Genomic DNA, 12,750 nt, shown 5'->3' on the forward strand with positions numbered 1-12,750 from the left:
CATGAGCGACTGGAAACCGAAACGATTTTGGACCGACAGCGCGGTGGTCGCAACCGACGGCGGATTCACGGTCGAACTGGATGGCCGCCGTGTGAAAACACCTGCCAAGGCCGCATTGATCCTGCCGACACGCGCCATGGCAGAGGAGGTCGCCGCAGAGTGGGACGCGCAGGACAAAGAGGTCGACCCGACCTCGATGCCCTTCACCCGTTCGGCGAATGCCGCGATCGACAAGGTCCGCCATCAGCACGCCGAAGTTGCAGACATGCTGGCCGATTACGGCGATTCGGACCTGTTGTGCTATCGCGCGACGCACCCGCAGGAGTTGCAGCGGCGGCAGGCAGAGCAATGGGACCCCGCCCTAGACTGGGCGGCGGATGCGTTTTCGGTCCGGCTGACCCCCGTTGCCGGGGTCCAGCACCACCCGCAGCCTGAAAGCGCCCTGTCGGCTCTGCGGCAACGGGTCCACGGCTTCAGTGACTTTCAACTGGCCGCTTTCCACGATCTCGTCAGCCTCTCCGGCTCGCTGATCCTTGGGTTTGCGGCGGCGCAAAACTGGCGCAGCGCCGACGAGATCTGGCAGATTTCCCGGCTCGATGAGCTTTGGCAGATCGAACAATGGGGTCACGACGACGAGGCCCACGCGCTGGCCGAAGGCAAAAAGGCGGCTTTCCTGCACGCTAAACGGTTCTACGATATCTCGGTTTGAGCCCTTAAAGCCTGATTTTCGGAACCTGAAAGAGTCATCTCATGATTAACTCATCGTTTTCCCTGATCCGACCCTTGACGTTTGTTTATGAATGCGACCAAACTCATGCTCACTAAAGGGGAGACACCTTTGGGGAAACCTTTCTGGTGCCAGAGGTGCCGGACAGAACCGTCCTGTGACAGGGGCGGAGAATCAGGAAGAGGTAAAAATGAAAAAATCCGTAATCTTGGGCGTGGCAACAGTTGCCGGTCTGGCTGCAGGCGCTGCCGTGGCGGGAACTGTGGACGACGTCAAGGCCCGCGGTAAGCTGAACTGCGGTGTGACCACCGGTCTGGTCGGCTTTGCCGCGCCCGACGCGAATGGCGAATGGAAAGGCTTTGACGTGGCTGTATGCCGTGCCGTCGCCGCCGCCGTTCTGGGCGACGCCAGCGCTGTCGAATTCGTTCCGACAACCGGCAAGACGCGCTTTACCGCGCTGGCCTCGGGCGAGATCGACATGCTGGCCCGCAACACCACTTGGACGTTCAGCCGCGATGTCGACCTGAAGTTCGAATTTGTCGGCGTGAACTACTATGACGGTCAGGGCTTCATGGTTCCCAAGGCGCTGGGCGTCAGCTCGGCCAAGGAACTGGACGGCGCAACCGTCTGCATCCAGACCGGCACCACCACCGAGCTGAACCTGGCGGACTTCTTCCGCTCGAACAACATCAGCTACGAGCCGGTACCGATCGAAACCAACGCAGAAGCACAACAGCAGTATCTGGCTGGTGCCTGTGACGTGTACACCACCGACGCATCGGGCCTGGCCGCAACCCGCGCCACGTTCGAAGATCCGTCGGCTCACGTCCTGCTGCCCGAAATCATCTCGAAAGAGCCGCTGGGCCCACTGGTCCGTCACGGCGATCACGAGTGGGGCGACGTTGTCCGCTGGACGCTGAACGCGCTGATCTCGGCAGAAGAGCTGGGCGTGACCTCGGCCAATATCGACGAGATGGCAGCCGGCACCGACAACCCCGAAGTGAACCGTCTGCTGGGCGCTGAAGGCACTCTGGGTGAGATGCTGGGACTGGACGCCCAGTGGGCCATGCGCGCCGTCAAGGCGGGTGGAAACTACGGCGAAGTGTTTGCCCAGAACATCGGTGAGGAAACCCCGATCGGTCTGGCGCGCGGCCTGAACGCACAGTGGACCGATGGCGGCCTGCTGTACTCGCCGCCTTTCCGCTAAAATCCACGGAAAAGGGCGCGGGGCAACCTGCGCCCTTTTTCCATCCATAAGAAACACGCCCGGAGAGTTCTGAGCAGAGACAAACTCTGCCTACAAAAAACCGGGATGCACGGGGATTTACATAGGTCATGACGACTCTCACTGACCCGCCGAAGGAGCAGTTCCGGCTGTCCATGCTCCTTTACGATACGCGGTACCGATCTGCGACCATTCAGGTCATCGCACTCATCGGTTTCATGCTTCTGGCAGCCTGGATCATTTCCAACACAATTCAGAACCTTGAGGCTCTGGGCAAACCGGTCGAGTTTGGCTTTTTCGGGGAACCAGCAAGCTATGACATCAACCAGCGCCTGCTGGAGTATACCTCGCGCGACAGCCACCTGCGGGCGGCCTTCATCGGTCTGCTGAACACGCTGGTCGTGGCGGTTCTGGGTTGCATCACAGCGACAATCGTCGGCGTTCTGGTTGGTGTCTTGCGCCTGTCCAACAACTGGTTGGTCGCGCGGATCATGACCGTCTATGTCGAAATGTTCCGCAACGTGCCGGTTCTGCTGTGGATCGTTCTTGCGATGGCCATTCTGATCGAAGGTCTGCCAGCTCCTAACGCATTCCGGGGCGATAACCCGACAGCTACGATGGATTTGTTCAATTCTGTCGCTGTCACTAATCGCGGTGTGTATATCCCCGAGTTCCTGTTTTCCCGCAGTCTGGGCGACATTCACCTGTTCGGCACGTCGAGCCTGCGGTTTGATGTTTCGCTGGACCTGATCGCGGTCCTGATCGTGCTGGGTGGCAGCATCTTCGCCATGCGCAAGGTTTCGGCCTGGGCCGCAGCCAAGCAAGAGGCGACAGGTGACCGTCCGAAAATCTGGCACATCCAGCTGGGCATTCTGTTCGTTCCGATGCTGATCCTGCTGAGCGTTCTGGGCTTCCACCTTGGCTATCCTGAACTAAAGGGCTTCAACTTCAGGGGCGGCACGCATATGCGCAACTCGCTGATTGCGCTGTGGCTGGCCTTGTCGCTGTATACGGCAGCCTTCATCGCCGAGATCGTCCGCGCAGGCATTCTGGCCATCTCCAAAGGTCAGACCGAGGCCGCATCTGCGCTGGGCCTGCGCCCGGGTCGCACCATGCGTCTGGTGATCCTGCCGCAGGCGCTGCGGGTGATCATCCCGCCGATGATCTCGAACTATCTGAACCTGACCAAGAACTCGTCGCTGGCGATTGCGGTCGGGTATATGGACATCACGGGAACCCTGGGCGGCATCACCATGAACCAGACCGGCCGCGAGCTGGAATGTGTTCTGCTGCTGATGCTGGTCTATCTGGCCATCTCGCTGAGCATTTCGGCGGTGATGAACTGGTACAACAACCGTGTCAAACTGGTGGAGCGGTAATATGAGTGATGTTTCATTTGTCCGCACGGAAATGCTGCCGGAACAGGCGCCGCCCGCGTCTGAAGTCGGCTTAGTCGGCTGGGTAAGACACAACCTGTTTTCTGGCTGGTTCAACACCATTCTGACGGTAATCTCGCTCTATGCGATCTGGTACGTCCTGTCGGGTGTTTTGCCCTGGATCTTCCAGTCGGTCTGGAATGCCAATTCGCTGAACGAATGCCGCGAGATCATGATGGCCACCTGGGGATCGACCCATGGCCACGCCTGTTGGGCCGTGATCAATGACCGCTGGCTGCAGTTGCTGTTCGGGTTCTACCCAAGCCACCTGTACTGGCGGCCGATCCTGTCGCTGCTGCTTCTGCTGGTGGCATTAGCGCCGGTTCTGTACTCGGACCGGTTCCCGACGAAAATGCTGATCTTCACCGCGATCTACCCGTTCCTGATGCCGTTCCTGATGTGGGGTGGTACCATTTGGGGGCCAATTTCAGCGGCACTGGGATTTGTTGTCGGCTGGGGTGTTTACACGGTCGTCAGCAAGCAGCTGAGCGAATTGTTCGGGATGATTGGCGCGGCTGTGGCGGCGTTGATCTGGTGGCTGGTGCTGTCCAGCTACTTCACCGGCGCAATGGATGCGATCCTGCCGATTGGCATCGAAGCGGTTGAAAGCCGTCAGTTCGGCGGCTTCATGCTGGCGATCCTGCTGGGCGTCGTGGCCATTGGTGTATCGTTGCCCATCGGTATCGTGCTGGCGCTGGGACGTCAGTCGGACCTGCTGATCGTCAAATACCTGTGCGTGGGCTTTATCGAGTTCATTCGCGGCGTGCCGCTTATCACCCTGCTGTTCGTGGCATCGCTGCTGCTGAACCTGTTCCTGCCGCCGGGCACCAACTTTGACATCATCCTGCGGGTGATGATCATGATGACCCTGTTCTCGGCTGCCTACATGGCCGAGGTGATCCGGGGTGGTCTGGCTGCCCTGCCACGGGGTCAGTATGAAGGTGCCGACAGTCTCGGCCTGAACTACTGGCAAGCACAGCGACTGATCATCATGCCGCAAGCCCTGAAAATCTCAATTCCGGGCATTGTGAGCACATTCATCGGGATCTTCAAGGATACGACACTGGTGTCGATCATCGGATTGTTCGACGTGATCGGACTGGCATCTGCCATCCGCGCCGACACCGCCTGGAACGGCATCTACTGGGAACTGTTCGCCTTCATCGCGGCGCTGTTCTTTGTCGTCTGCTTCTCCATGTCCCGTTATTCCATGTATCTGGAGCGCAAGCTTCAGACTGGCCACCGTTAAGGAGTTCAACACATGTCTGAACTTGCAATTGAACGCGAAATCGACCGCTCGAAGATGCAGGTGAGCGACGAGGTCGCCATCGAAATCAACAACATGAACAAGTGGTACGGGTCCTTCCACGTGCTGCGCGACATCAATCTGACCGTCAATCAGGGCGAGCGGATCGTTATCGCGGGGCCGTCGGGGTCGGGCAAATCCACCCTGATCCGCTGCCTGAACGCGCTGGAGGAACATCAGCAGGGCACGATCATCGTGGACGGGACCGAGCTGTCGAATGACCTCAAGAACATCGACAAGATCCGGTCCGAGGTTGGCATGGTGTTCCAGCACTTCAACCTGTTCCCACACCTGACCATTCTGGAAAACTGCACGCTGGCCCCGATCTGGGTGCGCAAGACGCCTAAGAAAGAGGCCGAAGAGCGTGCGATGCATTTCCTGGAAAAGGTGAAGATTCCTGAGCAGGCCGACAAGTATCCCGGCCAGCTTTCGGGTGGTCAGCAGCAGCGTGTGGCGATTGCCCGCTCGCTCTGCATGATGCCGCGGATCATGTTGTTCGATGAACCGACCTCGGCGCTGGACCCCGAGATGATCAAAGAGGTGCTCGACACCATGATCGAACTGGCCGAGGAAGGCATGACCATGCTCTGCGTGACGCACGAGATGGGCTTCGCCCGTCAGGTGGCTAACCGCGTGATCTTTATGGACGCCGGTCAGATCGTGGAGCAGAACGAGCCCGAAGAGTTCTTCAACAATCCGCAAAGCGAACGGACCAAGCTGTTCCTGAGCCAGATTCTGGGGCACTGATTCCGGTCACGAAACCAATGAAGGCGGGGCAGGTCCCCGCCTTTTCTATTCCAGCAACTCGCGCGGGATGACAAAACCCTGAACAGTACCGCTGTGCCATCGAATGTCCGCCCAGTCGTCGATTTCAAAGCGGATCACCGTTGTCGCGCAGGTGGGATAGTCATGAAACCGGGCGTGCGCGGGTGCCTGTCGCACAATCTGGTTAGCAAAGAATGCGATGCCGGGGTTATGGCCCAGCATCAGAACCGTCTGCCCGGTCGCCCCGGTCAGCACGGTCAGCATCCCCGTGGGGTCCGCGTGATAAAGCGCGCGGTGAAAGCCCACTTTGTCGGCGGTCAGGCCCATCCGCTCCCAGGTTTCGCGCGTTCGGGCCGAACTTGAGCTCAGAACCTCATCCGGCAACCAGTCGTTTTCGCGCAACCATGCCGCTATCGCCGGGGCCGATCTGCGCCCGCGTTTGTTCAGGGGCCGATCGTGATCGCTGGCCGCGGGGCTGCTCCAACTGGATTTGGCGTGCCGGGTCAGGATCAGGGTGCGGGTCATGACGGGTGAAACGCTTTCATGTGATGCGCGGACTGTTCCGGGTCGCGCCCGGCGCCCCGGCTGAGCGGACAGGACAGCCGCACCAGACAGCCGCCGGTCATGCAGGTTTGCCCTTCGGAGGTGGACAGGTGGCTGTGGCAGGCATCGACGTTATAGAAGCTTTGCGTGTTCAGCGCACCCACCGGGCAGGCTCGGGCGCACGGGGCCGGGCACGTGGCGCATGGAGAGATGCCTGCAGGTTCAGGGATCGCGAATTCCTCGTCAAAATGCAGCGCCCCGCGGAATGAGATCATCGTGCCGACCGTATCGTGCACCAAAGCCCCCACCGGACTGCTGAAGGTGCGACCAGATTTCAGCGCCCAGTCGATGAACGGCGCATAGGGCGGGCCGCCAAAGGGGAAATGGGCGTCGGCGGCCAGATCCTGCGCCATTTTGCCAATCACCCGCAACGACCAGCGATCCACAGGATCGCCGCCGCCCCATTCAGGCGCGGATTTCAGTGTGGGCCAGAATTCCGGTCCCGCACCCAGCAGGATCAGGGTTCCTCCGTGCAGCTGTTTGGCATCCGCACGTCGCGGATGCAGCGCGCCCATGACGATCAGACCGGCACGCTGAGCAGCCCCTTGAACAAGATCGTAGGTTCCGGATGCGGCGGCAGAGAAGGGCGGGGCTTGTCCGGTCATGTCTTCTCGGCCCTCCGGGGTTCAATCGGGCCGGATCAGCGACCCGGCACCGTGTTCTGTGAACAGTTCCAGCAACACGGCATTGGGTGCACGCCCGTCCAGAATGACAACGGCCCGAACACCGCTGTGCAGCGCGTCCAGCGCGGTTTCGGTCTTGGGGATCATCCCGCCTGCAATCGTGCCGTCCAGCGTCATCTCGCGGATCTGGCCGGCCTTCAGCTCGGTCACGACCTCTCCGGCCGCGTTCTTGACGCCCGAAACATCGGTCAGCAGCAACAGGCGGTCGGCTTTCAGCGCCGAGGCAATCGCTCCGGCTGCGGTGTCGCCATTGACATTGAACGTCTCGCCCTCGCGGCCTGCACCCAAAGGCGCAATGACCGGGATCACATCATGCGCAAACAGATCGTGCAGGATTTTCGGGTTCATTTCCGCAGGCGAGCCGACAAAGCCCAGCGACGGGTCGGTCTGATCGCAGGTCATCAAATTCGCATCCTTGCCCGACAGGCCGACAGCAGAGCCGCCCTGACCGTTGATCGCCTGAACGATGCGCTTGTTCACAAGGCCGGACAGGACCATTTCAACCACTTCCACGGTGGCCTTGTCGGTGACCCGTTTGCCGTTCACGAATTCCGACCGGATATCCAGCTTGTCGAGCATTGCGTTGATCATCGGACCACCGCCATGCACGATCACCGGGTTCACCCCGACCTGACGCATCAGGACGACGTCGCGGGCAAAGCTTTCCATCGCCTCATCACTGCCCATGGCGTGCCCGCCCAGCTTGATGACAACAATGGCCCCGTCATAGCGCTGCAGATAGGGTAGGGCGCTGTTCAAGGTGGCGGCGGTGGCGATCCAATCCCGGTTCATGTCTCTTGTCTTCATGGCTGCTGTCCCTCTGGGACACCGTGTTAGGACCTTTGGGGGGTGCTGCCAAGACCAGATCGCGGAAACCCGTGTTCCGGAGGGGCCGCACCCTGCCAGGGCGCGACCCGGGCGCATCAGTTCATCGCGCGTTTCATTGCCGGTATGTTGCTGACCAGCAGGAGGTCAAAGACCAGCACGGCCAGCAGCGTCAGCCCGACCAGTGGAATGGCCATCGCGGTGAACAGGCCAATCAGCACTGCCCCTTTCCACAGCGGCAATTCCGCAGGCATCGGCGGCGCGGCCAGCCGCCGGGCGCCTTGTGGCCGTCGCTTGACCCACATCACGACGCCCGAGACGCAAACAAAGATGACCGACAGGCAGAACATCAGGTTTAGGGCGAAGTTCCACATGCCCATCAGACCCATGTGAAACGGAATACCCACGGCCATGGATTTACCCATCAGCGAGTAATCCTCGTACCGGATATCCGCCAGTATCTTGCCGGTGAACTGGTCTACATGGACGGTGCGATCATTCACCGGGTCGGTCGAATCGCTGCTCATGCTGTCCCGGTTCAGGGTCCAGACACCTGTCTCGCCACTTGGATAGGCCACGCGAAACCGCCCTGTCATGTCGAGTGCCGTTCCAAGGGCAATAAGCGCGTCGATATCCACGGGCGCACCCTGCGGAACACCGTCAACCCCGGCCTCAGAGCCCGAGGCCGGCATCGGTGTCTGCTCCAGCGCCCATGGGACGTCATTCTGGTGCCCGTGGTTCATACTGGCGTGCGTGTCGTCCGAGAGGGGTACGTTGTCCCATTTCTCAGCGGGGAAGCTGCTCCACGGCTGGACGATCATACCGCCCCAGACACCCGCCCAGGACAGGCCGGAAATCAGGAAGACGACCAGAAGGGCGGACATCCAGAACCCGATCACGGCGTGCAGGGATTTCCACAAGGCACGCCCCCGCGCCTGCAGGTTGGGAACCAGAACAGCCAAGGCGTTGCCGCGCGGCCACCACATGTACAGCCCGGTGAAGACCAGCAAGAGGCTCAGCCCGGCGGCGATCTCAAGGATGCGGTCTCCGGTCGTGCCGATCAGCAGGGTCGAGTGGATGTTGTCGGCCAGATCGTACCATCCGGCGCGGCGATCCCAAATCTGCAGGACCTCTCCGGCATAGGGGTCGACCGCCACAAGCCGCTGGCCCACGTCGGTCTTGATGCGAAAGACCGTCGCCAGATCGGCGGCCTTCGGGCCGATCCATTCAACGACCGTGCCCGGCACCTCGGTCAGAGCGATTGCGGCCTGTTGCGATGCGGGCAGGGCTGTGTCCTGGACCGGGACGGCGATCTTTTCCCCGTCGCGACCGTCAAACTGGGTGATGAACATCATCATCAGGCCCGTGGCGGCCAGAATGATCAGGAAGGGAATTACAAAAATTCCCGCGTAGAAGTGCCACCGCCAGGCGGCGAAGTAGAATTTTTGCGCAGCAGTGTTTTGCGTCGGGGTGTCCCCCGGGGTTTGGCTATTGGGTGCCATTGAAGTCTCCGGATTCGAAAATTGCCCCGCGCAGCGTCTGCGCAGGTTTACAAGTCTTGCGAAAATTCAGGAGATCAGAGGCGGGGCGCGCGCATCATAACGGGCGTAGAACCCGGCGCTGCGATGGGTGAAGTCGCGGTGCGTCCGGCGTGGCTGCAGCGGCACAGAAAAGGGCAGGGTAGCCCCAACCACAGGCAGATCGACATCGGCGGTCAGGCCCGCGAAAGGGCAGAGGGTACGTTCGTCGCTGTCGTCATGAATGGGATCGTCGGGGTCCAGATCGACCCATTGCTCGACCGTGCCTTCACCGGTGCAAAGAACCAGCAGCACTGTGCCGTCATTGCCCATCGCTGGCATCCAGCCCTGCGGTATGGCGCCGGTCAGCAACAGCGCCAGCGTTGTCAGCAAAGTGAAAAAGCGCAGCGGCAGGGTCATTCCAGATGGGCGACGATCGAGCGCAGCGTCGGTATCCCGTCGCCCTTTTCAGATGAGGTCAGAACGATTTCAGGAAAGGCCGCCGGATGTTTCGACAACGCCCCGCGCACTTGGTCCAGAACCTTCGCACGATCATTGGCCTTCACCTTGTCGGCCTTGGTCATCACGCACTGAAACGTCACGGCGCTGGTATCCAGCAGCTTCATGATCTCGGCATCGACGGGTTTGACCCCATGGCGTGAATCGATCAGGACAAAGGCGCGGCGCAAGGTCTGTCGCCCGCTCAGATACTGTTTCAGCAGCCGCTGCCACTTTTCCACCACCTTCACCGGCGCGTTGGCATAGCCATAGCCGGGCAGGTCCACCAGATACAGATCGGGGCCCTGGGTGAAAAAGTTGATCTCTTGCGTGCGGCCCGGCGTGTTCGACGCACGTGCCAGCCCCTTGGTGCCGGTCAGCGCGTTGATCAGGCTGGACTTGCCCACATTGGAACGGCCGGCAAAGCAGACCTCCAGCCGGTCGGGCGCGGGCAGGCCGTCCATGGCCACCACACCTTTGACAAACTCGGACGGACCCGCGAACAGTTTGCGGCCGCGCTCAAGCGCGGCATCGTCGGGATGTTCTGCCAGGGGGAAGGGAAGGGTGCTCATATCAGATGTACCTTGTCACCGACCGAGATCGCACCGCCGCGAATAACCTCGGTATAGACGCCGAAATCCTGATGGCCCCATGTTTCGAGCGCGCCCAGCGTATCGGCATCGCGCGCGCCGGTTTCCGGATTGGCCGTCGTCGCCAGACAGCGGGTGATGCGTTCGCGCACATGGAACACGGCCTCGCCGATCTGGACCTCACGGCCAAGCCAGTCGAACTCTTCCCACAGGGGGTGGCCATCGAACCAGATGTTGCCGCGCCAGCGGTGAATGGACAGGTCCTGACCCAGCTTTTGCCCAACGGCGCGGTGAGACGCCATGTTGCACAAGCTGATCGACGGGAAGTCACTGTCGGTCATTCCCCGGCCCGGTGCCCGGATGATCCGGGCCGAGGCGGCCCGATCCGCGGGCATCAGGGGCTTAGCCCAATCCAGAAACGCCTGTGTTTCGCTGTCGGGATCAAAGGTCAGGTCCGGGCGTTCTGGATGGCTTAACGTCAGCGTTTCGCCGTTCAGCCGCGCCGAAATCGCCATCAACTGCGGCGCTTTCGCACCCCGGCTGAAATTGGCGCAAGGGACCCATTCCGAGCCATCAGCCCTGGACGCCTCATGGGCAACCGCCCAAACGCGATCCCCGGGCATGGTCTGCCCGGGGGTCACGATTACGGTATCCACGGCTTCACGACCATGACTTTTGATCGGATGCCGCCAAAGCTGGGTCACTTCAGCAGTCATTTATCATCCGTTTTTGGCGTGCGCTTGAAGCCGGATTTGATGTTACCGAACACGTCCGGCTTATAGCCCTGACTGCGCATGATCAGGTACTGCTGCGTGAAAGTGATGGTGTTGTTCGCGATCCAGTAGACCACCAGACCGCTGGCAAAACCGCCCAGCATGAACATGAACACCCATGGCATCCAGGCAAAGATCATCGCCTGGGTCGGGTCGGTTGGCGCCGGGTTCAGCTTTTGCTGCAGCCACATCGAGATACCCAGAAGCAGGGGCAGGATCCCGATAAAGATCAGCGCCATCAGGGTTTCAGGTTGCGGGCCGGCCCAGGGCAACAGACCAAACAGGTTCATGATCGAGGTCGGGTCGGGCGCGCTGAGGTCCTGGAACGGGCCGAACCACGGGGCCTGACGCAGTTCGATGGTGACGAAAATCACCTTGTAGAGCGAGAAGAAGATCGGGATCTGCAGCAGGATCGGCAAGCAGCCCGCGGCCGGATTTACCTTTTCCTTCTTGTACAGCTCCATCATGCCCTGCTGCATCTTCTGGCGGTCGTCGCCCGCCGCCTCTTTCAGGGCTTCCATCTGCGGCTGCAGTTCCTTCATTTTCGCCATCGAAACGTAGGATTTGAACGCCAGCGGGAACAGGATCGCCTTGATGATCAGGGTCAGGCCGATGATCGACCAGCCCATATTGCCGATCAGGGCGTTGATGTTGTGCAGCAGCCAGAAGATCGGCTTGGTCAGGAAGTAGAACCAGCCCCAGTCGATGCTGTCGATGAACTTCTGAACGCCTTCTTTCTGGTATTCGCGGATGGTTTCCCATTCCTTGGCACCAGCGAACAGCTGTGTTGTGACCTCTTCGGTTGCGCCAGGCGCAACGGTCAGGGTCGGCAGCACCGTTTCGGTCTGGTAGATTTTGCGGCGGGCGTCGTATTTTGCGGCCGCCTTGAAGGTCGAGCCCTCGGCGGGGATCAGGGTGGTCATCCAATAGTGATCGGTGAAGCCGACCCAGCCGCCCTCTTTGACCTGAAAGACCTCTGCCTGGGCGCGTTCGTTGGGGTCGATGTCGAAATCGCGCACATCGCCATAATCGATTTCATCCAGAACGCCATCGGCCATGACCATCACGCCTTCATGTAGGATGAAGAAGTTCTTCAGGCCGGGCAGGTCGCCGTCCTCGCCAATGCCGTGGCGAGCCAGAATGCCGTAGGGGGCCATACCAACCTCGGCCTGGGTACTGTTTTCAACGGATTGGGTGACGGTGAACATATAGTCATCGTCAACCGAAACGGTGCGGCGGAAGGTCAGGCCGTTGCCATTGTCCCATTTCAGGGTGACCGGGGTGTCAGGGGCCAGAGCTTCACCGCTTTCCACGGTCCACAGCGTATTGGGGCCGGGCACGTCAGCGCCGGTCAGACCGGTTCCCGGAGCCCAGCCGTACAAAGCGTAATAGGCAGAGTCTGATCCTACCGGGGACAGCAGTTCGACGATGGGCGCACCTTTGTCGATGGAGACCTTGTAGTCCTTCAGGAACAGTTCATCGATCCGTCCGCCTGACAGCGACAGGCTGCCCTTCAGGCGGGGGGTGTCGATCTGAATGCGCGGCGCTTGTGTTTCAGGCAGTGTTTCCTCTGCGGTGGCCGCGGCTTCGCCGACAGTGCCGACATCCGAGGCGCTCGGGGTCTGAACCTCGTTGCCTTCCGTGACGCTGATCTCGGTCTGATCCGGCGCGGGCACTTGCTCGGGTGGTGGGAACAGCACGAACCACACAAGGATCACGAGAAAGCTGAGCGCGGTTGCGAGGATGAGATTCTTGTTCTGATCGTCCATCGGGGACAGCCACCTTAAGCAGTGAAACACACC

At 60.6% G+C, this 12,750-nt stretch carries 13 protein-coding genes; 5 read left to right on the top strand and 8 right to left on the bottom strand.

Translation table 11 applies throughout. The features are described from left to right. Window position 1: 1 nt before the first annotated feature. From ACXAC3_RS05785 to ACXAC3_RS05805, 5 genes are all read left to right on the top strand, one after another. Complete coding sequence (locus ACXAC3_RS05785; protein WP_475157817.1) at window positions 2–709, top strand: ATP12 family chaperone protein; 708 nt, start codon at window positions 2–4, stop codon at window positions 707–709. 208 nt (window positions 710–917) lie between these two features. After that, a complete protein-coding gene (locus ACXAC3_RS05790) occupies window positions 918–1,934 on the top strand; it encodes an amino acid ABC transporter substrate-binding protein (RefSeq protein ID WP_475157818.1) in 1,017 nt (338 codons plus the stop codon). 128 nt (window positions 1,935–2,062) lie between these two features. Next, window positions 2,063–3,331 carry an amino acid ABC transporter permease gene (locus tag ACXAC3_RS05795; RefSeq protein ID WP_475157819.1) on the top strand — a complete coding sequence of 423 codons (1,269 nt, stop codon included), beginning with the start codon at window positions 2,063–2,065 and terminating at the stop codon, window positions 3,329–3,331. A gap of 1 nt (window position 3,332) precedes the next feature. Further along, a complete protein-coding gene (locus tag ACXAC3_RS05800; RefSeq protein ID WP_475157820.1) occupies window positions 3,333–4,637 on the top strand; it encodes an amino acid ABC transporter permease in 1,305 nt (434 codons plus the stop codon). A gap of 12 nt (window positions 4,638–4,649) precedes the next feature. Next, on the top strand, window positions 4,650–5,441 hold the full coding sequence (locus tag ACXAC3_RS05805; RefSeq protein WP_475157821.1) for an amino acid ABC transporter ATP-binding protein: 792 nt from the start codon (window positions 4,650–4,652) through the stop codon (window positions 5,439–5,441). 45 nt (window positions 5,442–5,486) lie between these two features. Here the strand turns inward: ACXAC3_RS05805 and ACXAC3_RS05810 are convergent, their stop codons facing one another. The 8 genes from ACXAC3_RS05810 to yidC form a co-directional block, all read right to left on the bottom strand. After that, the gene (locus ACXAC3_RS05810) at window positions 5,487–5,984 is read right to left on the bottom strand and encodes a SixA phosphatase family protein (RefSeq protein WP_475157822.1); all 498 of its coding nucleotides are present in this window, start codon (window positions 5,982–5,984) and stop codon (window positions 5,487–5,489) included. After that, complete coding sequence (locus ACXAC3_RS05815) at window positions 5,981–6,667, bottom strand: ferredoxin (RefSeq protein ID WP_475157823.1); 687 nt, start codon at window positions 6,665–6,667, stop codon at window positions 5,981–5,983. The genes ACXAC3_RS05810 and ACXAC3_RS05815 overlap by 4 nt, the downstream gene beginning before the upstream one ends. A 21-nt stretch (window positions 6,668–6,688) precedes the next feature. Continuing rightward, the gene (argB, locus tag ACXAC3_RS05820) at window positions 6,689–7,552 is read right to left on the bottom strand and encodes an acetylglutamate kinase (protein ID WP_475157824.1); all 864 of its coding nucleotides are present in this window, start codon (window positions 7,550–7,552) and stop codon (window positions 6,689–6,691) included. 116 nt (window positions 7,553–7,668) lie between these two features. Beyond that, window positions 7,669–9,072 (bottom strand): PepSY-associated TM helix domain-containing protein, encoded by a 1,404-nt coding sequence (locus ACXAC3_RS05825; protein ID WP_475157825.1) that lies wholly within the window; start codon window positions 9,070–9,072, stop codon window positions 7,669–7,671. Window positions 9,073–9,138: 66 nt separating this feature from the next. Next, window positions 9,139–9,507 carry a DUF2946 family protein gene (locus ACXAC3_RS05830; protein WP_475157826.1) on the bottom strand — a complete coding sequence of 123 codons (369 nt, stop codon included), beginning with the start codon at window positions 9,505–9,507 and terminating at the stop codon, window positions 9,139–9,141. Beyond that, complete coding sequence (yihA, locus tag ACXAC3_RS05835; protein WP_475157827.1) at window positions 9,504–10,157, bottom strand: ribosome biogenesis GTP-binding protein YihA/YsxC; 654 nt, start codon at window positions 10,155–10,157, stop codon at window positions 9,504–9,506. Before yihA ends, ACXAC3_RS05830 begins: the two co-directional genes overlap by 4 nt. Further along, window positions 10,154–10,891, bottom strand: coding sequence for an MOSC domain-containing protein (locus tag ACXAC3_RS05840; RefSeq protein ID WP_475157828.1), 738 nt, complete (start codon window positions 10,889–10,891; stop codon window positions 10,154–10,156). The genes yihA and ACXAC3_RS05840 overlap by 4 nt, the downstream gene beginning before the upstream one ends. Continuing rightward, on the bottom strand, window positions 10,888–12,717 hold the full coding sequence (gene yidC / locus ACXAC3_RS05845; protein WP_475157829.1) for a membrane protein insertase YidC: 1,830 nt from the start codon (window positions 12,715–12,717) through the stop codon (window positions 10,888–10,890). Before yidC ends, ACXAC3_RS05840 begins: the two co-directional genes overlap by 4 nt. Between the last annotated feature and the right edge of the window lie 33 nt (window positions 12,718–12,750).

The sequence above is a fragment of the Ruegeria sp. ABV4_181 genome (assembly GCF_056158465.1).